At 73.8% G+C, this 24,393-nt stretch carries 17 protein-coding genes and 1 pseudogene; 14 read left to right on the top strand and 4 right to left on the bottom strand.

Annotation, left to right across the window (positions count from 1 at the left end):
* Positions 1-7 precede the first annotated feature (7 nt).
* From ACZ7LB_RS25700 to ACZ7LB_RS25665, 8 genes and pseudogenes are all read left to right on the top strand, one after another.
* Positions 8-2,638: an ATP-grasp domain-containing protein gene (locus ACZ7LB_RS25700; protein ID WP_471471561.1), complete on the top strand. Its 2,631-nt coding sequence runs from the start codon at positions 8-10 to the stop codon at positions 2,636-2,638.
* Positions 2,635-3,954 (top strand): MFS transporter, encoded by a 1,320-nt coding sequence (locus tag ACZ7LB_RS25695; protein ID WP_471471559.1) that lies wholly within the window; start codon positions 2,635-2,637, stop codon positions 3,952-3,954. The genes ACZ7LB_RS25700 and ACZ7LB_RS25695 overlap by 4 nt, the downstream gene beginning before the upstream one ends.
* Before the next feature lie 80 nt (positions 3,955-4,034).
* Positions 4,035-5,582: a pyridoxal phosphate-dependent decarboxylase family protein gene (locus tag ACZ7LB_RS25690; RefSeq protein WP_471471558.1), complete on the top strand. Its 1,548-nt coding sequence runs from the start codon at positions 4,035-4,037 to the stop codon at positions 5,580-5,582.
* Positions 5,583-5,652: 70 nt separating this feature from the next.
* The gene (locus tag ACZ7LB_RS25685; RefSeq protein ID WP_471471556.1) at positions 5,653-6,870 is read left to right on the top strand and encodes a fatty acid desaturase; all 1,218 of its coding nucleotides are present in this window, start codon (positions 5,653-5,655) and stop codon (positions 6,868-6,870) included.
* Positions 6,871-6,933: 63 nt separating this feature from the next.
* Entirely contained in the window at positions 6,934-7,377 is a 444-nt protein-coding gene (locus ACZ7LB_RS25680) for a cobalamin-dependent protein (RefSeq protein WP_471471554.1), read from the top strand.
* Positions 7,370-8,623 (top strand): annotated as a pseudogene (locus ACZ7LB_RS25675) (methylaspartate mutase); the annotation flags it as partial. The gene ACZ7LB_RS25680 and the pseudogene ACZ7LB_RS25675, both read left to right, overlap by 8 nt.
* Positions 8,624-8,791: 168 nt before the next feature.
* The gene (locus tag ACZ7LB_RS25670; protein ID WP_471471630.1) at positions 8,792-10,186 is read left to right on the top strand and encodes an aminotransferase class III-fold pyridoxal phosphate-dependent enzyme; all 1,395 of its coding nucleotides are present in this window, start codon (positions 8,792-8,794) and stop codon (positions 10,184-10,186) included.
* Between the two features lie 965 nt (positions 10,187-11,151).
* The gene (locus ACZ7LB_RS25665; RefSeq protein ID WP_471471552.1) at positions 11,152-12,030 is read left to right on the top strand and encodes a glycoside hydrolase family 19 protein; all 879 of its coding nucleotides are present in this window, start codon (positions 11,152-11,154) and stop codon (positions 12,028-12,030) included.
* Between the two features lie 232 nt (positions 12,031-12,262).
* On the opposite strand, the gene ACZ7LB_RS25660 is transcribed toward ACZ7LB_RS25665, so the two are convergent.
* The gene (locus tag ACZ7LB_RS25660; protein ID WP_471471550.1) at positions 12,263-12,742 is read right to left on the bottom strand and encodes a winged helix-turn-helix transcriptional regulator; all 480 of its coding nucleotides are present in this window, start codon (positions 12,740-12,742) and stop codon (positions 12,263-12,265) included.
* 87 nt (positions 12,743-12,829) lie between these two features.
* On the opposite strand from ACZ7LB_RS25660, the gene ACZ7LB_RS25655 reads away from it, so the two are divergent.
* Positions 12,830-14,059, top strand: a complete 1,230-nt coding sequence (locus ACZ7LB_RS25655) for an MFS transporter (RefSeq protein ID WP_471471548.1) — start codon at positions 12,830-12,832, stop codon at positions 14,057-14,059.
* A gap of 115 nt (positions 14,060-14,174) precedes the next feature.
* Here ACZ7LB_RS25655 and ACZ7LB_RS25650 read toward each other — a convergent pair whose 3' ends face one another.
* The 3 genes from ACZ7LB_RS25650 to ACZ7LB_RS25640 all read right to left on the bottom strand — a co-directional run bounded on the left by ACZ7LB_RS25650 (position 14,175) and on the right by ACZ7LB_RS25640 (position 17,297).
* Positions 14,175-14,600, bottom strand: coding sequence for an ankyrin repeat domain-containing protein (locus tag ACZ7LB_RS25650; RefSeq protein ID WP_471471546.1), 426 nt, complete (start codon positions 14,598-14,600; stop codon positions 14,175-14,177).
* A 278-nt stretch (positions 14,601-14,878) separates the two neighbouring features.
* Positions 14,879-16,339 (bottom strand): catalase, encoded by a 1,461-nt coding sequence (locus ACZ7LB_RS25645; protein WP_471471545.1) that lies wholly within the window; start codon positions 16,337-16,339, stop codon positions 14,879-14,881.
* A 745-nt stretch (positions 16,340-17,084) separates the two neighbouring features.
* On the bottom strand, positions 17,085-17,297 hold the full coding sequence (locus ACZ7LB_RS25640) for a hypothetical protein (protein WP_471471543.1): 213 nt from the start codon (positions 17,295-17,297) through the stop codon (positions 17,085-17,087).
* 866 nt (positions 17,298-18,163) lie between these two features.
* Between ACZ7LB_RS25640 and ACZ7LB_RS25635 the strand changes: the two genes are divergently transcribed.
* The 5 genes from ACZ7LB_RS25635 (at position 18,164) to ACZ7LB_RS25615 (ending at position 24,360) form a co-directional block, all read left to right on the top strand.
* A complete protein-coding gene (locus ACZ7LB_RS25635; RefSeq protein WP_471471541.1) occupies positions 18,164-18,889 on the top strand; it encodes a S1 family peptidase in 726 nt (241 codons plus the stop codon).
* Between the two features lie 390 nt (positions 18,890-19,279).
* Positions 19,280-20,260 (top strand): AraC family transcriptional regulator, encoded by a 981-nt coding sequence (locus ACZ7LB_RS25630; RefSeq protein ID WP_471471539.1) that lies wholly within the window; start codon positions 19,280-19,282, stop codon positions 20,258-20,260.
* Between the two features lie 354 nt (positions 20,261-20,614).
* Positions 20,615-21,511 carry an alpha/beta hydrolase gene (locus tag ACZ7LB_RS25625; RefSeq protein WP_471471538.1) on the top strand — a complete coding sequence of 299 codons (897 nt, stop codon included), beginning with the start codon at positions 20,615-20,617 and terminating at the stop codon, positions 21,509-21,511.
* Position 21,512: 1 nt separating this feature from the next.
* On the top strand, positions 21,513-23,147 hold the full coding sequence (locus ACZ7LB_RS25620) for a flavin-containing monooxygenase (RefSeq protein ID WP_471471537.1): 1,635 nt from the start codon (positions 21,513-21,515) through the stop codon (positions 23,145-23,147).
* Between the two features lie 76 nt (positions 23,148-23,223).
* The gene (locus ACZ7LB_RS25615) at positions 23,224-24,360 is read left to right on the top strand and encodes an NAD(P)-dependent alcohol dehydrogenase (protein WP_471471535.1); all 1,137 of its coding nucleotides are present in this window, start codon (positions 23,224-23,226) and stop codon (positions 24,358-24,360) included.
* Positions 24,361-24,393 lie beyond the last annotated feature (33 nt).

The following is a 24,393-nucleotide window of genomic DNA, read 5'->3' as shown; positions in this document are numbered from 1 at the left end:
GCGACCGATGCGTGATCCCAAGAGCCATCTCATAGTGGTGGGGAGCCGGTTGAAGGCCTACCGGGAGTTCGCCATGGCCTCCCTGGCCCAGGAGTACGAGATCGCTCTGGTGACCTCGCAGGGCATCACCTGGGAGAAGCCGTACGTCTCCGCGTACCGGACGGCCGACACCACCGACCCCGTGGCGCTGCGCGCGGCGGTCGAGGAACTGCTCACCGAGGTGCCCGCCGGCACCGGGCTGTTCACCTGGGACGAACTGTCGCTGATCGCGACCGCCGAGGTGGCCGAGGGGCTGGGCCTGCGCCATCTGTCGTCGGGGGCCGCCGCCGCGTGCCGGGACAAGTACACGACCCGCCGCCTGCTGGACCTGGCCGGGCTGCCCGGCGTGCGGCACCGGCTGGCGCACTCCGCCGAGGAGGCGTCGGCCGCCGCCGCCGACATCGGCTACCCGGTGGTGCTCAAGCCGCGCTCCCTGGCGGGCAGCATGGGCGTCACGGTCGTGCGCGACGCAGACGCCCTCCGGGACGCCTACACGGCGGTCGCCGGGACGACCTTCCCCGGCCTCCGCGCCGAGACCGGGGTACTGGTCGAGGAGTACCTCCGAGGTCCCGAGATCAGTGTCGACTGCTGCGTCGTCGACGGCGAGGCCCGGCCCGTGTTCGTCGCGCGCAAGCGCCTCGGCTTCGACCCCTCCTTCGAGGAGGTCGGCCACCTGGTCGGCCCCTGGCGCCACGAGCCGTGGGCGGCGGAGGTCGAGGAACTGGTCGGATCCGCGCACCGGGCGCTCGGCATCGACCTGGGCCTCACCCACACCGAGATCCGGCTGACCCCCTCGGGCTGCCGCCTGATCGAGCTGAACGGCCGCCTCGGCGGCGACCTCATCCCCCGCCTCGGCGCACTGGCCACCGGGATCGACCTGCCCCTGGCCGGCGCCGCCCTGGCCGGCGGCTCGCACCCCGCGCTCACCCCCGCCCACGACCGGTGGGCCGAGGTCCGCTTCCTCTACCCGCCGCACGACGGCGTACTGGAGCGCCTGGAACTGGGCCGCGCGGCCGAGGTGCCGGGAGTGGCCGAGGTCGTCGTGCTCGCCGGCCCCGGCGACGAACTGCTGCTGCCCCCGCGCGCCCTCACCCCCCGCACCGCCGCGGTGATCGCCGTCGCCGACGACGCCGCCGCCTGCACCGAGGCCCTGGACCGGGCCGAGGCGGAGATCGTCCCGGTGCTCGCCGGGTCCCCGCTGGACGGTCTGGGGGCCCTGATGGAGAACCCGGTCACCCGCCGCTACCTCGCTCCGGAGAACGGTCTGGAGAACATGGTGGTGCCCGAGCTGCGCAACGACTGGAACAGCTACGGAGCGGGCGGCGGCAGGGCCCTCAACCGGCCGGTGTTCCTGGCGACCGCCGACCGGCTGCGGCTGGAGGCCGACCTCAACGGACTGTTCGCCCTGCTCACCACCATCCCCGACCGCCTCTTCGGCGGGGACCGGCAGGCGTTCGCCGAGGCGGTCGGCATGACCCCCACCCAGATCGAGCTGGTGACGCGCGGCGCCGGACGCCGCATGCCCGCGATGTCCCGGGCCGACATGTACCGCGAGCCCGGTGGCTTCAAGCTGATGGAGCTGAACACCGGCAGCTCGCTCGGCGGCTGGCAGATGGGCGAGTTCTCCCGTCCGGCCGACCGCAACAAGGCGTTCCGGGACTTCGCCGACGCCGAGGGACTGGTCCACCCGGACCCGATCGGACGGATCGCGGACGTGCTGCGCGCCGAGGCGGCCGACGCCGGGTTCGTCCTCCCGGCCCGCCCGGTCCTGGCCCTCACCGAGTGGCCCGACGGCTACGACCACACCAAGCCCTGGCTCGACTTCGTGGTGCCCGACTGGCTGCGGCACGGATTCGACACGGTGGTGTGCAGCCTCGCCGAGTTCGACTACCGCGACGGAGTGCCGTACATCCACGGCCGCAAGGTCGACGTGGTCTACCGGATCTTCCTGCCCGGAGAGATGGCCGACGAGCAGCGCAGCCACGATCTGGTCGACCCGCTCCTGGACGCCGTCGGCCGGGGCCACACCTTCCTGTTCGCCGGCCTCGACTGCGAGCTGTACGGCAACAAGGGCAGTCTCGCGATGCTCAGCGACGAACGCCACCGCGACGCCTTCACCGCCGACGAGCACGCCCTGATCGACCGCATCCTGCCGTGGACCCGCTTCCTGCGCGACGAGACCGTGCGGCGCGACGGCAAGGACATCGACCTCCTGCCCCACGTCCGGGAGAACAAGGACCGGCTCGCCCTCAAGCCCACCCTGCTCTACGGCGGAGTGGGCGTCATCCCCGGCTGGTCCGTCGGCCAGGAGGAGTGGGAGGGCCACATCCGGGCCGCCGTGGACGGCCCCTACGTGGTCCAGGAACGCGTCCTGCCCGTCGCCGAGCGGTTCGTCGCCGACGACGGCGCCGGCTTCGAGCGGATGGTCGTCGCCTACGGGGTCCTGATGGTCGGCGGGTCCTACGCGGGCATGCTGGTGCGCGGCACCCCCGACCCCCGGGTCGGCATCGTCAGCATGTCCAACGGGGCGCAGATCGGCTGCTGCTACCACACCCCCGACGCCACCGGGACGGGATCCGCCGCCGGGACCGCGACATGACCCGCACGAAGGACACCGGACCCCGGCACTTCGGCGGCCTGTGGCGCGACGCGGAGTTCCTCAAACTCTGGTCCGGCGAGGCCGTCTCCCAAATGGGCGCCCAGGTCACACAGTTGGCCCTGCCCCTCGCGGCCGTCTACCAGTTCGAGGCGTCCTCCACCCAGCTCGGGCTGCTGAACGCGGCCAGCTTCGCCCCGTTCCTGGGAGTCACGCTCTTCATCGGCGTCTGGGTCGACCGGCGCCGTCGGCTGCCGCTGATGATCTGGAGCAACACCGGGCGCGCCGTGTTGGTCGGCAGCGTGCCGCTGTGCGCGGTGCTGGACGTGCTGAGCATCGGGTACCTCTACGCCGCGGCCCTGCTGATCGGTGTCCTCACCGTGCTCTTCGACGTCGCCTACCAGTCCTACCTCCCCTCCCTGATCAGACGCGAGCAACTGGTGGAGGGCAACAGCAAGCTCCAGGCCACCAGTTCCCTCGCCCAGATCGGCGGACCCGGGCTGGCCGGACTCCTGGTCGGCTGGCTCACCGCCCCGATCGCGCTGCTGGCCAACGCGTTCAGCTACGTCGTCTCCGTCACCGGACTGCTCGCGATCCGCCGGCCCGAGCCCGCCCCGGCCGCTCCCGAACAGCGCGTCAGCACCGGCCGCAGCATCGCGGAGGGACTGCGGACGGTCCTCCACGACCGGTACATCAGGGCCATCGCCCTGGAGGCCGGGACCTACAACCTCTGCTGGATGTCCCTCCAGACGGTGTTCGTCCTCTACGCGGCCCGGGAACTGGGCATGGGCCCGGCCACCATCGGCCTCGTCCTCGGCGTCGGCGCGGTCGGATCCCTGATCGGCGCGGTCGGCGCGAGCCGGCTCAAGCAGCGGCTGGGCCTCGGGCGGGCGGTCGTCGTGGAGTTGGTCCTGTGCTGCGCCGCACCCGTCCTCATCCCCCTCGCGCCCGGCACCGGCCCCCTGTCGTACACCCTGTACATCACCGCCTTCGCCTGCTGCGGCATCGGCTCGACCATGTCCACCATCCACGTGGTGAGCCTGCGCCAGGTGATCACACCGGCCCATCTGCTCGGCCGGGTCAACGCCGGGTGCCGCTTCATCGCCTGGGGACCGCTGCCCCTGGGCGCGCTGATCGGCGGATACCTGGGTGACGCCATCGGGCTGCGGACCACGCTGTTCGCCACGGCGGGCGGCTTCCTGCTCGCCCTGCTGTGGGTGCTCCTCTCACCCGTGCCCGGACTGAGGGACTTCCCCGCCGCCCCACTCCCCGAACCCGCCGCCGCGGCCGCCGGAACGAGGACCGACTCCCCCGAATAGGGCGCCCGGCCACCACCGCGCCCGGCTCCCCGCACCGCCCGTCACCGTCGTCGCCCGCCCCACCACGTAGGAGGTCACGCGTGACCACGAACGAGCCCGGCTCCCTCTACCAGCCCGCCGGAACCCCCGCCGGACTGGAGAGCGTGCGGAATCTGGTGAACAGCGCCCTGGACATCCTCCAGGAGGTCTCCGCCGCCCGCGTCGGCCCCGTCGCACCCGGCGGGCCGGCGGGCGCCCGGGCCGCGGCGGACCGCGCGCTCACCGGCCCGCTGCTCCCCGAGGAGGGCGGCGACCCCGCCACCGTCCTCGCGGAGCTGATCCGCCCGTACGCCGAATGGGCGGTGGACATCACCCACCCCGCCGCGCTGGCCAGGATGCAGCCCCCGCCCACCGACGTCGCCGCCACCGCCGAACTGGTCGCCGCCGTCCTCAACCAGTCCCTGCACGCCTGGGAGAGCGGCCCCTTCGCCCTCGAACTGGACCGCTGGCTCATCGCCCGGCTGGCCGAACTCGTGGGCTACGACCCGGCGGAGGCCGGCGGCGCGCTCACCCCCGGCGGCAGCGTCTCCAACCTCATGGCGATGACCATGGCCCGCGACACCACCCTGGGGGAGAGGACCGGCGCCCACCCCTTCGCCGGCGGACTGCGCCCCCTGGCGGCCCAGCCCGTCGTGCTCTGCCCGGAGGGCGTGCACTTCTCCATCGAACGCGCCGTCCGCCTGCTCGGCCTGGGCGACGAGCACCTCCTCACCGTCCCCGTGGACAAGAACGGCCGGATGATCCCCGAGGAGGCCGACCGCATCCTCACCGAACTCCCCGGCCACCGGATCGCCGTCGCCCTCGTCGCCGTCGCGGGCTCCACCGACCTCGGCATCGTCGACCCCCTCCCGGAACTCGCCGCGATCGCCCGGCGGCACCACGTCTGGCTGCACGCCGACGCGGCCTACGGAGCCGGAGCGCTCTTCTCCCCCCGGCTGCGCGGCATGCTCGACGGACTGGCCGAGGCCGACTCGGTCACCGTCGACCTCCACAAGTTCGGCTGGTCACCCGCCTCCTCCGCCGTCCTGCTGGTCCGCCGTGCCGAGACCCTGCTCTCCTTCGGCCTCCAGCCCACCACCTGCCTCAGCGCCGACGACGACACCTGCGCCGGATACATCGGCCTCCAGAACACCAACCTGCAGACCACCCGGCGCGCCGACGCCCTCAAGATCGCGGTCACCCTGCGCACCCTCGGCAGCAGGGCCATGGGCGCCATGGTGGACACCTGCCACGACCTCGCCCGGCACGCCGCCGCCCGGATCGCGGCCGACCCCCGGATGGAACTCGGCACCGAACCGCCTCTCACCGCCGTCCTGTTCCGCTACCTCCCCGGCGGCGGACTCGACACCGACGCCTTCAACGCGGCACTCCGGCGCCGGACCATGGAGGAGGGCCGTGCGCTCATCGCCCGCACCCACATCGCCCGCGAGGGCGGCGGCAGCAGCGTCTTCCTCAAGCTGATGCTGCTGAACCCCGAGACCACCACCACACAACTCGACGCCGTGCTCGACGAGTTGCTCGAACTGGCCGCCGCCATGGAGGCCGAGGCACTGCGGGCCCCCACCCGGGACACCACCGCCCGCGGTTGAACGGCGCCCGTCCGCCGACGCGTTCCAGATGTCCCGGCGCAGCCCGAAGCCCAGCGGAGAGAGAGCGGCGATGACCGAGGTGAACGACCCGCGCACGCGCACCGGCGAGGAGCCCGGCGCGCCGGACGGCGTACGCGAATCCATGCGCGCCCTGCCGCGCGTGTTCGCCCTGCCGCTCACCCTGCTGACCGGCCGCCCCCACGCCGGCCAGCGGCCGGTCCACTACACCCCCACCCGGCACCTGCTCAACGCCGCCACATCCATCGCCTGCGGTCTCGCCCTCAGCGGGACCGCGCTCCGGGCCGCGGGCTGGCCGCTCCTCCTCCTGCTGCCCGGATGGGCGATGACCCTCCACGGGGCCCGCAACCTGCGCATGATGATCTACCACCAGTGCGCCCACCAGAACATGTGGCGCCGCCGCCGCGCCGACACCGCCCTGGGCCGGGCCCTCGCCGCCCTGCTGCTCGTACAGGACTTCGGGCGGTACAGCGCCGAGCACGTCGGCGACCACCACGCCCTGCACCACATGACCCGCCGCGACCCCACCGTCCAGGCCATCCTGGTGAGCCTGGAACTGCGCCCCGGCATGTCCCGCCGCCGGATGTGGCGCCGCGTCCTCGGCAAGACCGTCTCCCCCTGGTTCCACACCAGGTTCCTCCTCGCCCGGATCCGCTCCTACTTCTCCTTCGCGAGCACCGGCTGGCGGCTGGCCTCCCTGACGGGCCTCGCCGCTGTCGCGGCCCTCGCCACCTGGCTCCACCTCTGGCTCTTCGTCCTGCTGGCCTGGGTGCTGCCCGTGACGGTCCTCTTCCAGATCAGCAACGTCCTGCGGCTGTGCGTCAAACACACCTTCCCCGCCCCCGGCCAGACCGTCCGCCGGGGCAAGCCGTACTTCGCGGGCCTCACCAACGCCATCTTCATCGGAGAGGCCGCCCCGCCGCCCGGCCTGCCCCCGCTGCGCCGCTACGCGGCCTGGACACGCTGGTGGACGAGGATGCTGCTGATCCACTTCCCCAGCCGGTACCTGGTCCTCACCGGTGACACCGTCGTCCACGACTTCCACCACCGGCATCCGATGACCAAGGACTGGGCGAACTACCTCTTCGGCCGGGAGGACGACCACCGCCGCGGCAGTCCGGGCTGGCCCGGCTACCACGAGGTCTGGGGACTCGTCGCCGCCATCGACCTGGTCTTCGACTCCCTGCGCGACGCCGACCCCGACGAGTACCACCCCGACCGGCTCGCCGAGGTGAACCACCGTGAACTGTTCATGGCCTTCGACGACTGAGCCCCCGGCCCGCACCGGCCGGAACCATCCCGCGACCACCCGGACCCAGGAGGCACGGCGCCGATGACCACCATCTCAGGGCAGGGCGGACGGCTCGTCGTCCTGGGCGTCGCCGAGAGCGACGCGCACGCCGTCGCCAACCAGCTGATCGCCATGCAACTGCGCGACCACGGATTCACCGTGGTCAACCTCGGCGTCTGCACGCCCCTGAGCGAGTTCGCCGACGCCCTGGACCGCCATCCCCGGGCCGAGGCCGTCCTGATCGGCACCCTCAACGGCCACGCCCACCAGGACCTCAGGACCCTGCCCGCGCTGCGCGCCGCCGGCCGGCTGAACCGCTCCGTCGTGGTGGGCGGCAACATCTCGGTCGGCAGCCGCAAGGACGGCGCGGCCGAACGGCGGCTGTACGACCTGGGCGTCGACCACGTGCTCCGCGACGCCGGGGAACTCGTGCTGCTCCTCGACAGACTCCACGCGGCGATGACGGCCGGACTGCCGAATGGCTGACCTGAACGGACTCGAACTGGCCCCGGAGGTCGCCGCGGACCTGCCCGGCTGGAACGACGTGCTCGCCCACCTCCGGGATCCCCGGCGGCCCCGCGTCGTCGACGTCCTGCGCGGCGCCGACGCCACCGGCCGCCCCGCCGTCCAGCCCCGCTGCGGCGTCGGCGGACACCGGGAGATGCTGGCCCTGCTGCGCCAACTGGAGCCCGCCGGACCCGACATCCTCTCCGTCACCATCGACGCCCACACCAGGCTGCGGAACTACGGCACCGCCCGCGAGCTGATCCGCGCCGACCCGGCCGACCTCAACGGCTACCCGCTGGTGTCGCACGGCTGGCGGCGCGGCCGGGAACTGGCCGGGGCCGTCCGGGTCCCGCTGGAGGTCCGGCACGGATCGCCCGACGGCCGCGACCTGTTCGCCGTGTCCCTCGCCGCCGGAATCACCTCCTTCGAGGGCGGCGGCATCGGCTACAACCTCCCGTACTCCAAGGACGTGCCCCTCGCCCGCTCGATGCGGGCCTGGCAGCAGGTGGACGCCCTGTGCGGCACCCTCGCCACCGCCGGGGTGGTCATCGACCGCGAACTCTTCGGCACGCTCACCGCCGTCCTCGTCCCCCCGTCCGTCAGCCTCGCCATGACCATGCTGGAGGGCGTCGCGGCGGTCCGCGAAGGCGTCCGCTGCCTCTCCATCGCCTATCCGCAGGGCGGCGAACCCCATCAGGACATCGCCGCGCTGCGCGCCGTCCGGACCCTGGCCCGCCGCTACCTCGGAACAGCGGCCGAGGTGTACCCGGTGCTCCACGAGTTCATGGGCGTCTTCCCGGCCACTCCCGAGTTCGCGGGCCTGCTCATCCTCCACGGCGGCCTGACCGCCCGGCTCGGCGGCGCCACCAAGCTGATCAGCAAGACCGTGCAGGAGGCGTACGGCATCCCCGACGCCGCGGCCAACGCCAGCGGCCTGCGCACCGCCGCCCTGGGCGCCTCGCACCTCCTCGACTTCGTCCGCGTCGACGAGGACCGGGTCGCCGAGGAACAGCACTGGATCGAACGCGAGGTCGCCGAGATCATCGAGCCGGTCCTCGCCGGGGCCGACCTGTTCGACGGCATCGACGCGGCCTTCCGCGCCGGCCGCCTGGACATCCCCTTCAGCGCCAGCGTCCACGCCCGCTCCGAGGTGATCCCCCGGCGGGACCGGTCCGGCGCCATCCGCTACGGGCACAGCGGGGGGCTGCCGTTCTCCGCCGCCGTGCTGCGCCGCCAGGCCGCCCTGCTCCGGGAACCGGACGGGGTCCGGCCGCTCACCCGGATCGAGGCGGCCACCGCCGACATCCACTACTTCACCGACCAGGAGAACGCCGTCCTTCCCGGCCGTTCCCGCCACCCCTCCGTACCGCCCACGGCCCCGATCGAGGATCTGATGACCGACACTCCGACCGCCCCGCAGCCGTCCGCGACCGCACCGGACCCGGAGAAAGGCGCCCGCGTCGTCGCCGACGACCGGGCCCACCTCTTCCACTCCTGGGCCGCCCAGGGAAGCGTGCGGCCGATGCCCGTGGCAGGCGCCGCCGGGCGGTACTTCTGGGACTACTCCGGGAAGCGCTACCTGGACTTCTCCTCGCAGTTCATCAACCTGAACATCGGGCACGCGCACCCCAGGGTGGTCGCGGCGATCAAGGAGCAGGCCGACGAGATCTGCATGATCGCGTCGATCTTCGCCAACGACAAGCGCGGCGAGGCCGCCCGGCTCATCGCCGGACTGGCCCCCGAGGGCCTCGACCGGGTCTTCTTCACCAACGGCGGGGCCGAGGCCAACGAACACGCGGTGCGGATGGCCCGCATGCGGACCGGCCGCCCCAAGGTGCTCTCCGCCTACCGCTCCTACCACGGCGGCACCTCGACGGCGATCAGCCTGACCGGCGACCCGCGCCGCTGGGCCAACGAGCAGTCCGGCAGCGCCTCCGGAAACGTCGCCCACTTCTTCGGCCCCTACCTCTACCGCTCGCACTTCCACGCGACCACCGAGGCCGAGGAGTGCGCACGCGCCCTCGCCCACCTCGAACAGGTCATCGCCTTCGAGGGCCCCGCCACGATCGCCGCGATCGTGCTGGAGACCGTCGTCGGCACCGCCGGCGTCCTCGTGCCGCCCCCCGGGTACCTCCAGGGCGTCCGTGAACTGTGCGACCGCCACGGCATCCTCTACATCGCCGACGAGGTGATGTCCGGCTTCGGACGCACCGGCGCCTGGTTCGCCGTGGACCACTGGGACGTCACCCCCGACCTCATCACCTTCGCCAAGGGGGTCAACTCCGGGTACGTGCCGCTCGGCGGCGTGATCATCTCCGACGCCGTGTACGAGACCTTCCGCGACGTGACCTACCCCGGCGGGCTCACCTACTCCGGGCACCCGCTGGCCTGTGCCGCCGCCGTCGCCACCATCACCGCGATGCGCGAGGAGGGGGTCAACGAGAACGCCGCGCGCGTGGGACGGGACGTCATCGGACCGGGTCTGCGCGCCATCGCGCAGCGCCACCCGTCGGTCGGCGAGGTGCGCGGACTCGGTGTCTTCTGGGCGGTGGAGCTGGTCCGCGACCGCGAGACGCGCGAGATGCTCGTCCCCTACGCGGCGGGCGGCGAACTGACGCGCCCGGTGGACGAGGTGGTGGCCGCGTGCAAGGAGGGCGGCATGTGGCCCGTGTACAACTACAACCGGATCCATGTCGTCCCGCCCTGCAACATCACCGACGAGGAGGCCCGCGAGGGACTCGCCGTCCTGGACGAGGCGCTCCACGCGGCGGACAAGTACGTCGGCTGACGGACCCGGCGGTGCCCGGGGTGACGACCGCTCCCGGGCACCGCGGCGCGGGCCGACGCGCGGCCCCCTCCAGGGCGCCCCGGGAAGGGACCTGCCACCTCCGCTCAGCGTCGCCCGTCTGAAGCTCCTCCTTTCTCGGTCGAGCCGAACATCCCCCGGCGTGTCTCCCCCCGGTGGGTCTCCCGCCCCCGCCGCCGCTCGCCGTCTCCTGCCTACCGTCTCCGGCCGTGCGCCCCCGGCCCGCCGTGCCGGTACCGCCGCGCGAGGGCCTCTCCGCCCCGTGGGACGAGGGCAGAACGAGCCGTTCCGAGGCGTGCCGGAAGGGCCTTCGACCGGTGTGTGCGGCCGTTCCCACGGGGGCGGTTTCCGGCCGCCCGGAACACGCGGGCCGATCCTTCGCATGTGCCAAGCGGATGTCGGACGATGTCGCTCAACTTCCCCTGATATGAGACGGGTTGCGCGGCGCTTCCTCCTTTTCCGTCGAGCGCCTCTCGCGGCCCGCCGCAGGAGTCGCGTGCCCGTCCCGGGCCCGGAGGGGCCGACGGCCGGTGTCGCGCCGAACCCCTGCCCCATGTGTGCTGGTGCGAATGTGCGGTTGTGATGCCGACGGGGGAGCCGGGAGGGGGCCTGGGCTCTGCGCCGCCGGTGCCCGGGTTCGCCGGACGGGGGAGCCGAGGGGGCGCCGGGGGCCTCGGTGTCGTGGCGGTCGCGGAGGGATGCGGCCTCGGGGCACGGGGCCTGACCTGGCGTGTCGGACTGTCAGGTTCCGATTTGTGTGGCGCGGTTGGACTGGTGAGGGAGCGTCAGCTCTGGTGAAGACGTGACGGGAGTGTGCGTGTGGGGTGTTGGTGACTTGTGGGGTTTGAGTATTGGTCTGGACCTTGACGGGGTTGCTGAGTGTCGGGTTGGGTGTGGGAAGACGTTGACGATCACTTGGCCGGTTTTTGACCGAGCGAGGAGCTTCTGTGCTGAAGCAACGCTTTTTCGTTCCTGTTGCCGTCGCTGCCCTGGTGGGTGGCCTGACGACCGTGGTGGCCTCTTCGGCGACCGCGGCACCCGGTGCCGAGTCCGTGGCCACCTGCGCCTACACGTGGGGCAAGGGTGAGGCCTACACCGGCGGCAAGACGGTGTCCCACGGTGGCCGTAACTGGACCGCGAAGTGGTGGAGCTACAACGACACCCCGGGCGGTGCCGCCGGAGTGTGGAAGGACGCGGGCGAGTGCCGCGAGTTCGTGGTGAGCGAGGCGCAGTTCGAGGAGATGTTCCCGAACCGCGACCCGTTCTTCACGTACCGGGGTCTGGTCGACGCGCTGAGCGCGTACCCGGAGTTCGCGGGCGTGGGCAGTGACGCGGACCGCAGGCGCGAGGTGGCGGCGTTCCTCGGGAACATCAACCACGAGACCGCGGGCCTGAAGTACATCGTGGAGCAGAACAAGGCGAACTACCCGCACTACTGCGACACGGACAAGGAGTACGGCTGCCCGGCCGGCGGTGACGCCTACTACGGGCGCGGTCCGATCCAGCTGAGCTGGAACTTCAACTACAAGGAGGCGGGAGAGGCCCTCGGTCTGGACCTGCTGAAGGACCCGTGGATGGTCGAGCGCCGCGCGGACGTCGCGTGGATGACCGCCCTGTGGTACTGGAACACCCAGACCGGTCCGGGGACCATGACGGCCCACGAGGCCATGGTGGGGGGCCACGGCTTCGGTGAGACGATCCGGAGCATCAACGGAACCCTGGAGTGCAACGGCGGCAACCCCCGTCAGGTGGAGAGCCGGATCGCCTCCTACACCCGCTTCGCCGAGATCCTGGGGACCACGCCGGGTGACAACCTGAGCTGCTGATCCCCCGCTGCCCGGTCCCGGTGACCGGCTGCCCCTCCCGGCCCGTGCCCGCGTCAGCGGTCACGGGCCGGACCCGTTCCCGGACCCGTTCCCGGACCCGCGGCGGTGGTCTCCGGGCCGGCGGAGAGGCGTCCCGGCCGCGCGGCCCCGGTGCCCGGAAGCCGTCGCCCACGAGTCCCGGTGATCCCGTCGCGGGGCGGGGTCCGGACCGCCGCGCGGCCCTTTCGCGCCGTCAGGGCTCCCTGCGCACATGGGTGGTGGCGGAGCCGAGGGGGGTGCCGTCGGCCGCCTCCGGGGTCAGGTCGGGCACGGGGGCGCCGTGGTCGTCGACCAGGACGGAATGGTGCTCGCCGGGGGCGTAGGCGTGGCGCTGACCCCATTGGCGCAGGGCGAGGACGACGGTGAACAGGTCGCGGCCGGCGCCGGTGAGGACGTACTCCTGGCGGCGGCCGGACGCCGCGGTGCGCCGGGCGAGCAGCCCGTGCGCGGTGAGCCTGCGCAGCCGGGTCGTGAGGATGTTGCGGGCGATGCCGGTGCGCCGCTGGAACTCGGTGAAGGAGCGGGCGCCGTCCATCGCGTCGCGGACGACGAGCAGGCTCCAGCGGTCGCCGACGAGGTCGAGGGCGCGGGCGACGGGGCAGTCGGGATCGGTCCAGCCGGCGTCCGGGGCGCCGGGTGCGCCGTCGGCGGTGCCGGGGGTGGCGGATGACATGGCACCTCCGGTTCGGTTGCGGAACGGAACCATCATGCCGTACGGTCCGATCGGTTGCATTCTGCTACTGATCGGGATGGGGGAGCGATGGACGCATGGCGGCGGTCACTGCTCGCGGTGGTGTGCGGTGTCGCGGTGGCGGGCGTCTACGCCGCGCAGCCGGTGCTGGGGGTGATGGGGCGCGACCTGGGGGTGCCGGCCGGACTGGCGGGCTGGATCGTCGCCGCGGGTCAGTGCGGCTATCTGGCCGGCCTGGTCCTGCTGGTGCCGGTCGGCGACGTGGTGGACCGGCGGCGGCTGATGGCGGTTCATCTGGCGGTCACCGCGGGCGGTCTCGTCCTGACGGCCGCCGCGCCCACGGCCTGGGCGGTGTTCGCGGGGCTGGCGGTGGTGGGGCTGTTCGCCGTGGTGGTGCAGACCGCGGTGGCCTACGCGGCCTCCGTCTCGGCGCCCGGTGAACGGGGGCGGAGCATCGGCGTGGTGACGTCGGGCGTCGTGGTGGGCATCCTGGGCGCGCGGGTGGTCACCGGCGTGCTCGCGGAGGCGTGGGGCTGGCGGAGCGTCTACGGGGTCCTCGCGGCGCTGTCCCTCCTCCTGGCCGTCCTGGTCCTGGCCGTCCTGCCGCCCGATGTCCGGCCCGCCCGGCCCGCCGCCGGGTACGCGGACGCCCTGGCGTCCCTCGGCGCGCTGTTCACGCGGCGGTTCTTCCTGGTGCGCGGGCTGATCGCGTTCTTCCTCTTCGCGTCGTTCGGGACGCTGTGGAGCGGTCTGTCGCTGCCGCTGGCGGACGAGCCGTGGCAGCTCGGCGAGAGCCGGATCGGTCTGTTCGGGCTGGTGGGACTCGCCGGTGCGCTGGGCGCGGCCCGCGCGGGGCGGTGGGCGGACGCGGGGCGGGCGGTGCCGGTCACCGGTCTCGGCCTCGCCCTGCTGATCGCCTCCTGGGCGGCCATCGCCCGGCTGCCGTGGTCGCTGTGGCTGCTGGCGGCCGGGATCGTGCTCCTCGACTTCGCGGTCCAGGCCGTCCACGTCAGCAACCAGCACCTGCTGACCACCGCGCGTCCGGACCGGGTCAGCGGGGTCATCGGCGGCTACATGGTCTTCTACTCGCTGGGTTCCGCGCTCGGCGCCGCCTCGGCCACCGCGCTCTACACCGCCCGGGGCTGGCCCTCGACGAGTCTCCTCGGCGCGGCCTTCGCCGCCTGCGCACTCGCCGTCTGGGCGGTCGGCGGACGGACGGTCCACGCCGCCCCCGCCCCGGTCGCCGAAGGACCGGAACCCGCCGGGGCCGGACGCGGGATGCCGGGCGGGGCGGGCTGACGAGCCTCGGGCACCGGTTCCGCCCCCTCTCCGCCCCGGTGTCCACGCGGGGCCGGTACCGGTGGGATCTCCGTCCGCCGGGGCCTGTGCCGCCGCCCCGCCGGGAGGCGGCGGCCTACGGGGCGGTCGCGGCCGTCCCCGGAGCGGGCCGGGTGTCGGGGGCGAGGAGGTGGGCGCGGTGGAAGAGGACCGCGGCGTCGCGCGCGGTGGGCGTGCCGGTGTCGAGGTCCGCTCCGGCCCGGTGGAGGAGGATCACGACGTCGTCGTTCCCCTTGAACAGGGCGCCGGCGACGGGGGACTGGCCGCGGTCGTTGAGCAGATCGGGGTCGGCGCCGCGGTCGAGAAGGGCGTGGACGGTGGCGGTGTGCCCGTGGTAGGCGGCGAGCATGAGGAGGGTGTTGCCGGCGCCGTCGCGGGTGTCGACGGGCAGGCCGTGGGCGATGAACTCGCCGATCTCACCGGTCCTGCCCTCGCGTGCCAGGTCCATGGCGAGGGCGATGACGCGCTCGGTCTGCTCGGCGGTGAGTGCGCTGCTGTCCATGGGGCTCCTGCCGTCGTCCGTGCTCGTCGTCATCCGCTGCCGCTGCCGCTGCCGCTGCCGCTGCCTCTGCCTCGCTCGGATCCGGTCGGGCGGCGGAGCGCCCCGGTTCCCCAGGTGCGATGGGGCGCCCGCGCCGTGCCGGGTGCGGGCGCCCCTCCAGGGTGTCCGTCGTCGCGCGGCCCCCGGGACCTGGAGCGGTTCCGGGGGCCGCGGCGCCGTGCCGTCCGCCGCCGGGACCGGCCGCCGCGCGGCGGGGCCGGTCACCCGGGGCGGATCGGCTAGGAGGCGCTGGCGAGCGCCTCGATGGCCTTGCGGACGCCCTCGCCGTAGGCGGGGTCGGCCTGGGTGCAGTTGGCGATGTGGCGCTCGATGGTCTCCTGCGAGGCACCGTCGATGGCGCGGGCGGTGTTCTCGAACAGGGCCTTCTGCTGCTCGGGGCTCATGAGGCGGAACAGGTCGCCCGGCTGCTCGAAGTAGTTGTCGTCGTCGGCGCGGTAGTCGAAGCGGTCGGCGACGGCACCCACGGCCTGGCCGGGCTCGCGGTAGCGGGGCTGCTCCTGCCAGCGTCCGTAGGAGTTGGGCTCGATGCCCGGGGTGGCCCCCTGGTTGCCGTCGACGCGCATGCCGCCGTCGCGGTGGAAGGAGTTCACCGGGTTCTTCGGGGCGTTGACGGGGATCTGGTGGTGGTTGACCCCGAGGCGGTAGCGCTGGGCGTCGCCGTAGGAGAAGAGGCGGCCCTGCAGCATCCGGTCGGGGGAGAAGCCGATGCCCGGCACCACGTTGGCGGGGCTGAACGCGGCCTGCTCGACGTCGGCGAAGTAGTTCTCGGGGTTGCGGTTGAGCTCCCACTCGCCGACCTCGATCAGCGGGTAGTCCTTCTTGGACCAGACCTTGGTGAGGTCGAAGGGGTGGAAGCGGTAGTGCTCGGCGTCGGCCTCCGGCATGACCTGGATGAACAGCTTCCACCGGGGGAAGTCGCCGCCCTCGATCGCGTCGAACAGGTCGCGCTGGTGGGACTCGCGGTCCTTGCCGACCAGGGCCTCGGCCTCGGCGTCGGTCAGGTTCTCGATGCCCTGCTGGGTGCGGTGGTGGAACTTCACCCAGAACCGCTCGCCCTCGGCGTTGACCAGGCTGTAGGTGTGGGAGCCGAAGCCGTGCATGTGCCGGTAGGAGGCCGGGATGCCGCGGTCCGACATGACGATCGTGACCTGGTGCAGGGCCTCGGGGAGGTTGGTCCAGAAGTCCCAGTTGTTCTCGGGGTCGCGCAGGTTGGTGCGCGGGTCGCGCTTGACCGCGTGGTTGAGGTCGGGGAACTTCAGCGGGTCGCGGAAGAAGAAGACGGGGGTGTTGTTCCCGACGAGGTCCCAGATGCCCTCGTCGGTGTAGAACTTCAGGGCGAAGCCGCGGATGTCGCGTTCGGCGTCGGCGGCGCCGCGCTCGCCGGCCACGGTGGAGAACCGGGCGAAGAGCTGGGTCTGCTTGCCGACCTCGGAGAAGATGTCCGCGCTGGTGTACCGGCTGATGTCGTGGGTCACCGTGAACGTGCCGAAGGCACCCGAGCCCTTGGCGTGCATCCGGCGCTCGGGGATGACCTCGCGGTCGAAGTGCGCGAGCTTCTCCAGGAACCACACGTCCTGCAGCAGCATGGGGCCGCGCGCGCCGGACGTGAGGGAGTTCTGGTTGTCGGGAACCGGCGCACCGGCCACCGTGGTCAACGGCTTCTGGTTGTTCTCGGGCAAGGCTCGCTCCTCGGTGGATCGGTCTTCGCGTGCGCTCGGGGTCCGGCGGTCCCGGCAGGGCGGGGTCCGGAGCGCCGCACCGGGCCGTACCCGCCTTACCCTACATTGGACATAATCCAAATCAAGGTGTCATCCAGGAGAAAGGCTGTCGCCGGATGAGGCGACGGCCGCCGCGCGGAGGACGCGGGCACCGGTGGCTGCGGAGGTGTGGCGCATGGTGCTCTCCCGGAGTCCTGGGGCGCGGGCGGCGTCCGGTGGTGCGGATGGTGCGTCAGGGGGCCGAGGCCCGCTGACGCAGACCATGGTCGCCCGGCCGCCCCCGGACCGCACGTCCGGCGGCACCCGGACTGCCGGAACGCCCCGGTCCGGCGGGGGAGGCGTCGCCGCCCGCCGCCATCCCCGGCGGCCCGCTGCCCTCCCCGGCCGTCCGCCGCCATCCGTCTCCGCCCGTCGCCGTGCCACCCGTCCGGTCCGGGCCGTCGGTCCCGTCCGTCCCGCCGTTCAGGTCCCACGGCGTCCGCCCCGCCCCGCCGGCGCGGTGCCGTGTCCGGCGGGCCGTGGCCCCGCCCCGTCGCCGCTTCCGGACGCCGGACTCCGCCCCGGCGCCGCGCGCCCGGCCGCGACGGCCGGGGGACCTGGTCCCGCGGGGGCCGGGCGGATCATCCGGCCGGGTCCGTCCCGTCGGCCATGCGGAGCACGTCCCGGCAGGTGAGGGGCCGTTGGGGTGACCGCGCGGCCAGGACCGTCAGGGCCCTTCGGGCTCCTGGGCCAGCCGGAAGGCCGGCAGGGCGTGCCGGTCGCCCGCGTAGGAGCACACGCGCAGGAGCGTCACGGCGCGTTCGTCGCGCGCGTCGGCGAAGCGGTCCGGGGCTCCGGCGAGCAGCTCGAAGTCCTGGCTGCCGCCCGCCGCCCCGGCCACGGCGGTGACGGTCAGCGCCCCGAACCCCTCCGAGGACACCGAGGCGGCCTTCGCGAGGGAGTGCGCTGCCGGGGCCTCTCGTTTGGATCATGCCGGGCTCGCGGGGTCCGGGCCTGACCCGAACGAAAGACCCTGGGGCCGCGCAGATCCCGATGAGTCCCTCGCCCGTCCCCGTGTCCACGCCCCATGCCCGCAGCGCCTCGTGGCGGCGCTCCCGGCGCCACGGCTCCCGGTCCACCAGCGCCAGCAGGACACGGCCGAGCCGCACGCACCGGCGCCACACCTCGTCCCGGTCGGTGCCCATGACCGGCCCCAGGGGCGGCCGGTCGGCCCCCGCACCCGCGCCGCGCGTGCGCCCCCGTCCGACGGGCGCGCGGAACCGGCCCGTTCGCCGTCCCGCCGCCGTGTCGCCGGTACGGCCGCCGGCGGCATCGGCCGGTGCCCCGTGCGGTCCATCGGCAGCCCTTCCCGGGGACGGCCGCCCGCCCGTCCCCTCCCGCCGGACCGTAGACGCACGGCGTCGGGCGCGGGAGAGGGATACCGGCCAGTCCCGCGCCGCTCGGCATCCGGTCTCGTCGGCTCGGCGGAGCGCCGGGCCGGTGCCGCCCTCGCCGCCGGAGGGCCGGTCCGCCCGTCGCCGAGGCGAGGGATCGTGTGGCGCGGGGGCCGGGGCTCGGACGCCTTTCCGGTGGTGAGGGTGCCGGGGGGCGGCCCCGGTGTCCGGCGGGGCGGCCCGTGCGCGGACCGCGCGCGAGGTGTCGAGGGGCCTTCCCGCGCACCCGGAGGGGGCCGGTGCGCCTGCGCGGAGGGGGACCGGATCCCCGTGCGAGGTTGGCGGTTTTCGGTCTGACCGGCCGGCGCGGAAGGCGCCAGCATGGCGACAGGTGCATGCCATAGGAGGCGTCATGATCCCCTCACGTTCCCCGAGCGCCCGGCGAACGGCGCTGAGGGCCGTCGTCGTCCTGGCGATGCTCCTCGGCTGGTACGCCGCCGACGGCGGGTCCGCCCGCGCGGCGCAGGGTGCCGGGGACCGGGCCGGGCAGCGGGCGGCCGTCACCGTGCGCGGCGGGGACGCCCTCTACAGCCCCGGCGCCCGCTGCACCGTGGGCTTCAACGCCCGCTCCGGTTCCGCCACGTACGCGCTGGTGACGGGCCAGTGCGCCACCCGGGGCGGCCCCACCTGGTACGCCGATCCGGCCCTGACCATCAGTGTCGGCGTCACCGCGGGCGTGCGGTTCCCCGGCAACGACTACGCGAGCATCCGGTACACCAACACGTCGGCCGCCTACCCGGGCGAGGTCTCCCTGGGCGGCGCGGGCACCCTCGACATCACCGGCGCGGGCAGTCCCGTCGTGGGCCAGACGGTCTGCCACGCCGGAAGGGTCAGCGGATACCGCTGCGGGACGGTCCAGGCCGTGAACGTCACCATCAGCTACGGCGGCGGCACCGTCACCGGGCTGTTCCGGTCCAACGCCTGCGCCGACGCCGGGGACATCGGCGGCCCCGCCTTCTCCGGCGGGACGGCACTGGGCGTGATCGTCGCCGCCAGCGGCAACTGCGCGGCGGGAGGCTCCACCTACTACCAGCCGGTGACGCCGTGGCTCGCGGCGTACGGGCTCAGCGTCTACTGACCGAACCCGAGGGGGAGTTCGGGCGGACCGGACCGGTTCCCGGGCGGGGCGGCCGGTGCGCCCGGCTCACCACGGCCGTACCGCGCGCCGCCGTCGACGACCGGTTCCCCCCGTGCGCCGAGGGCGGGCGGCGCCCCCGCGACGGTACCTGGGCCCCGCCCCTGCGGTGGCGCGAGCGGGCCGGAGGCCGGTCGGCGGCGATACGGTACCCCCGCACCAGGGCGTGCGCACCAAGGGGGTCCGGCGCATCGTCCGGCCACGCCGCTCCTCCGCCGAGCGGATGCCTGGTGGATGCCGGGTGGGACCTCCTTGACCCGGTGGATTCCTCTGGCCATAGGATCAGGGGAGTGACACGGGCCACACGGGGGTGTACCGGTACGAGGGAGTGTGATGGCGCCGGCACCGAACACGCCGCCCCCGGCAAGCGGTCACCTGCGGTTCAGCCGCCCCGAGACGTTCAGTTCGACGGTCAGTTCCCTGTACCGCCCCGTCGTCCTGGAGTCGGCGCCCCGCACCCGGTTCTCCGGCGGCATCGAGGCCCGCCGGATCGACGATCTGCTGCTGAGCCGGGTGGAGGCCACGACCCACGAGTTCCGGCGGGTGGCCGGGGACACCGGGGCACCCGGGCCCCAGAGCGGACCCGTCAAGGTGTTCGCCCTGGTCGAGGGCGTCGCCGTCCTCCGGCAGGACGAACACGAGGTCGTCCTCGAACCGGGCGGGCTGGGGCTCGTCGACACCGCCCGCGCCTACGACATCCTGGGGGACGGCGGTTTCGACTGCCTGATCCTGATGCTCCCCGGCCGCAGGCTGGGTCTGCGGCCGGACGACCTCGCCGAGCTGTCGGCCGCGCGGTTCGACGCGGGCGCGCTCGACGAACTGGTCGTCCCCTATCTGTCGGGCCTGGCACGGAACCTGCCGGTCCTCGACGGAGCGGCCGGCCGCCGGGTCGCGCACACCACCGTGGAACTCCTCTCCGCGCTGCTCCAGGCCCAGCTCGGCCCCCGGCTGCCGCAGGCGCGGATCCACCGCGCGGAGCTGACCGAGCGGGCGCAGATGTTCGTACGGGAGCACCTGGACGACCGCGCGCTCTCGCCGGGCGCGATCGCGGAGGCCCTGCACGTGTCACCCCGGTACGTGCACTCCCTGTTCAGCTCGGCCGGAACCACGGTCTCCGCCTTCGTCCGCGCCCAGCGGCTGGAGGCGTCCCGCCGGGACCTGGCCGACCCGCACCTGGCCCACCTGGCCATCGCCGACGTGGCCGCCCGCCGGGGGTTCTCCGACGGCGCGCACTTCACCCGCGCCTTCAAGGACGCCTATGGCGTGACCCCCAGCGCGTTCCGCCGCACCGCCGCGCTCCCGCCCCCGGACTGACCCCCGCCGCGCCTCCGGGGCCCCCGCGCCCGGGGCCGGGACCGCCGCGCGTGGCGGGACGCCGCCGCCCGGTCCCGCGCCGTCCTCCGCCGCGCCTCCGGCCTCCGGTCACCCCCTCGCCGACGACCGGCACCAGGCACCCACCGTCCGATGTCGGCACCCGGCACCCCGCACCCACCGTCCGATGCCGGGTGCCCGACGGCCGACGCCCGACGCCCGAAACCCGCCCCCGGCCGGTCGTTCCGTGCGCTGTGCGGCAATCCGCTGTGCAGACAGGTTCAAGCCTTGGCCCCACCCTCCTCGCCAGCATGTGAGAGCCGTCATGGAGACGGCCCTGACACGCGGAGGTTCCCCATGAGCGCTGAGCAACTCGGTGCCCTGCTCGCCGCGGCCGCCGAGTCCGGCGGCTCCGCCCCCGACTTCTCCGACCCGCCGGAGAAGGCACGGAAGGACTTCGCCGCGTTCCTCGCCGGCCTGCCGGTCCCCGACGGGATCACCGTCCGACCGCACGAGGTCGCGGGCGTACCCGGGCTGCTGGTCCGGCCCGAGGACGGATCCGGCGCCATAGGCGCCCTCTACCTGCACGGCGGCGCCTACGTCGCCGGTGACCCCGGGGGATACCTCGGCATCATCGGCGGCATCGCCCGGGAGAGCGGGTGCGCCGTCTTCGCCCCGGACTACACGCTCGCGCCGGACAAGCGCTTCCCCGGCGCCGTCGAGGAGGCGTCCGCCGTCTACCGGGCCCTGGCGGACGAGGTCGGCGCCCACCGGCTCACGGTCGTGGGGGACTCGGCGGGCGGCGGCCTGGTGCTCGCGGTCCTGCTCGCCGCCCGCGACGCCGGGACCCCCCAGCCCGCCGCGGCGGTCGCCCTGTCGCCCTGGGCCGACCTGACCTGCTCGGGCGCCTCGGTCACCGAACGCGCCGACCGCGACCCGCTGCTCTCCGGCCGCCAGCTCCTGCACGCGGCCGGCGTCTACCTGGGGGACACCGACCCCCGGGAACCGCTGGCCTCACCGGTCTTCGCCGACCTGTCGGGGCTCGCGCCCCTCACCGTGCACGTCGGCAGCGAGGAGATCCTCCACGACGACGCCGTCCGCGTCGCCGAGGCCGCGGGCGGCACCCTGCGGGTCTGGGAGGGCATGGTCCACGACTGGGCCCTGTTCTGGTTCGCCGTCGACGAGAGCGCACAGGTCCTGGCGGACGTCGGCGCGACCGTCGCGGCAGCGGCCGCCGGGCGCGGGGAGGCGTGACATGACGGAGAACACCACCCCCGGCCGGCACGACGTGATCATCATCGGCGCGGGCGCCGCCGGCCTGTACATGCTGCACACCTGCCGGCGGATGGGCCTGGACGCGGTCGTGCTGGAGCGCGGCGACGGCGTGGGAGGCACCTGGTACTGGAACCGGTACCCGGGCGCCCGGTGCGACGTGGAGAGCCTGGACTACTCCTACTCCTTCGACGAGGACCTCCAGCGCGAGTGGCGCTGGGCCGAGAAGTACGCCACCCAGCCGGAGATCCTCGCCTACCTGGAGCACGTGGCCGACCGCTTCGACCTGCGCCGGGACATCCGCCTCGGGGCCGACGTGGTCGCCGCGGACTTCGACGAGGCCGACGGCACCTGGCGCGTGCGGACCGCGGACGGCCGCGAGACCACCGCGACCTGGGTGGTCGCCGCCACCGGCGTGCTCTCCGCGCCGAAGCGGACCCGGTTCCCCGGACAGGACGACTTCACCGGCACCGTCCTGAACAGCGCGCGGTGGCCGGCCGGGGGATACGACTTCACCGGGAAGCGGGTCGCCGTCATCGGCACCGGCTCCACCGGCATCCAGATCACCCCGCTCGTCGCACAGGACGCCGCGAAGGTGTTCGTCCTCCAGCGCACCCCCAGCTTCTCCGTCCCGGCCCACAACCGGACGCTCACCGACGAGGAGTTCACCGCCGCCGTCGCCCGCTACCCCGAGCGCCGCCGCACCGCCCGCACCACCCTCCTGGGCGTGGACACCCGCAACCCCGACGTGTCCACCTTCGACGTGTCCGAGGAGGAGGCGCAGGCCGCCTACCGGAAGACCTTCGACTACGGCGGCCCGATGAAGCTGCTGACGACGTTCAACGACCCGATCGTCGACAAGAGGGCCAACGACGTCGTCGCCGCCTTCCTCGCCGACCGCATCCGCGAGCGGGTCGGCGACCCCGAACTCGCCGAACGGCTCATCCCCGACCACCCGGTCGGCGCCCGCCGCCTCTGCGTCGACACCGACTACTACGAGACCCTGACCCGGGACAACGTCGAACTCGTCGACCTGCGCGAGACTCCCCTCATCGGCTTCACCCCCACCGGCGTCCGCACCGCCGCGGCCGACCACGACGTCGACGTCGTCGTCCTCGCCACGGGCTTCGACGCCATCACCGGACCGCTGCGCGGCATCGACCCGCACGGCCGCGGCGGAGCGTCCCTGCGCGGCAAGTGGGACGCCCACCCGGCCAGTTACCTCGGCGTCATGGTGGCCGGGTTCCCGAACCTGTTCACCATCACCGGGCCGCTGAGCCCCTCGGTCAACAGCAACATGTTCGTGGCGATCGAACAGCACGTGGAGTTCATCGCGAAGCTCCTCGCCCACGCCGCGGAACACGGCCACGCCGTCATCGAGGCCACCCCCGAGGCGGAGGAGCGCTGGACCGCCCACGCCGCCGAGGTCGCGGCGGGGACCGTCTTCCCCCTCGCCGACTCCTGGTACAACGGCGCGAACATCGCGGGCAAGGCCGGCGCCGTCCTGCCCTACCTCGGCGGGATCGGCGGCTACCAGGCACGCCTCGACGAGATCGCCGCCGACGGCTTCCGCGGCTTCGAGACCGCCGTCCGTCCGGCCGCCGCCCCCTCCGCCTGACCGAGCGCCCACCCCTCCCCACCGGCGGGCGTGCCCCCGTACGCCCGCCCCCAACCACGGCAGGAGACCCCGCACCATGACCATCCGGATCCGCGCGAGCGTCGTCGAGGAAGTCGGCGCCCCCTTCACCTGCACCGACCTGGAGATCGACGACCCGGGCCCCGGCGAGATCCTCGTCCGCGTCGTCGCCTCCGGCGTCTGCCACACCGACGCCAACACCCGCGGCGGCGACATGCCGATGCCGCTGCCCGGCGTGCTCGGCCACGAGGGAGCGGGCGTCGTCGAGGCGGTCGGCCCCGGCGTCACCAGCCCCCGCCCCGGCGACCACGTGGTCCTCGGCTGGCCCTCCTGCGGGGAGTGCCGCAACTGCCGCGAGGGCGAGCCGCGCTACTGCCTCGGCATCGCCCCGGCGCTGGTCGGGGGCGTGCGCCTGACCGGCGAGAAGGCGGGCACCTCCGGCTACCGCCGCCTCGACGGCACCCCCGTCTCGGGCCACTTCTTCGGCCAGTCCTCGTTCGCCACCCACGCCCTCGCCCTCGCCGGACAGGCCGTCGTCATCCCCCGCGACGTCCCGCTCGACATCGCCGGCCCGCTCGCCTGCGGCATCGTCACCGGCGCGGGCGCCGTGCTCAACACAGCCAGGCCCCGCGCCGGGGACAGCATCGTGGTCTACGGGGCCGGGGCGGTCGGCCTGGCGGCCGTCATGGCGGCGAGGAACACCCCGGCCACGACCATCGTGGCCGTCGACGTCCACGACTCCCGGCTCGCCCTCGCGAGCCGCTACGGCGCGACCCACGTCGTCGACGCCTCCTCCACCCCCGACACCGTCGCGACGGTGCGGGAGATCATCGGCGGCAGCGCCGACTTCGCGCTCGACTGCACCGGCGTCATCCCCGTCGTCGAGCAGGCCGTCGAGACCGTCGGCATGCTCGGAACGGCCATCCTCATCGGGGGCGCGCCGGCCGGGGCGGCCTTCAGCGCCGACCACTTCCGCACCCTGTTCGGCAAGCGCATCGTCGGCACCCTCGGCGGCAGCGGCGACTCCCAGCGGCTCATTCCCGCCCTGCTCGCCCTCTGGCGCCAGGGCCGGTTCCCCTTCGACGAACTCGTGGACACCTTCGACTTCGAGGACATCGAGGGAGCCCTGGAGGCCAGCCGCCGCGGCGACGTCATCAAGCCCGTCGTCCGCATGCCCGACCCCGCCGCCCCGTGACCATCCGCCCCGTCACCATCCGCCCCACGAGCG

Source organism: Streptomyces sp. NPDC107521, from assembly GCF_055598485.1.
The sequence above is the reverse complement of the archived record's forward strand: the minus strand, read 5'-3'. Positions and strand labels throughout refer to the sequence as shown.

Bases quoted from the DNA above. Each gene is read 5' to 3' on its own strand.
- ACZ7LB_RS25630 (WP_471471539.1), top strand. From the start codon at position 19,280: ATGGCGCCGGCACCGAACACGCCGCCCCCGGCAAGCGGTCACCTGCGG.
- ACZ7LB_RS25695 (WP_471471559.1), top strand. From the start codon at position 2,635: ATGACCCGCACGAAGGACACCGGACCCCGGCACTTCGGCGGCCTGTGG.
- ACZ7LB_RS25680 (WP_471471554.1), top strand. From the start codon at position 6,934: ATGACCACCATCTCAGGGCAGGGCGGACGGCTCGTCGTCCTGGGCGTC.
- ACZ7LB_RS25625 (WP_471471538.1), top strand. From the start codon at position 20,615: ATGAGCGCTGAGCAACTCGGTGCCCTGCTCGCCGCGGCCGCCGAGTCC.
- ACZ7LB_RS25650 (WP_471471546.1), bottom strand. From the start codon at position 14,600: ATGGACAGCAGCGCACTCACCGCCGAGCAGACCGAGCGCGTCATCGCC.
- ACZ7LB_RS25635 (WP_471471541.1), top strand. From the start codon at position 18,164: ATGATCCCCTCACGTTCCCCGAGCGCCCGGCGAACGGCGCTGAGGGCC.
- ACZ7LB_RS25660 (WP_471471550.1), bottom strand. From the start codon at position 12,742: ATGTCATCCGCCACCCCCGGCACCGCCGACGGCGCACCCGGCGCCCCG.
- ACZ7LB_RS25670 (WP_471471630.1), top strand. From the start codon at position 8,792: ATGACCGACACTCCGACCGCCCCGCAGCCGTCCGCGACCGCACCGGAC.
- ACZ7LB_RS25620 (WP_471471537.1), top strand. From the start codon at position 21,513: ATGACGGAGAACACCACCCCCGGCCGGCACGACGTGATCATCATCGGC.
- ACZ7LB_RS25655 (WP_471471548.1), top strand. From the start codon at position 12,830: ATGGACGCATGGCGGCGGTCACTGCTCGCGGTGGTGTGCGGTGTCGCG.
- ACZ7LB_RS25615 (WP_471471535.1), top strand. From the start codon at position 23,224: ATGACCATCCGGATCCGCGCGAGCGTCGTCGAGGAAGTCGGCGCCCCC.
- ACZ7LB_RS25700 (WP_471471561.1), top strand. From the start codon at position 8: ATGCGTGATCCCAAGAGCCATCTCATAGTGGTGGGGAGCCGGTTGAAG.
- ACZ7LB_RS25685 (WP_471471556.1), top strand. From the start codon at position 5,653: ATGACCGAGGTGAACGACCCGCGCACGCGCACCGGCGAGGAGCCCGGC.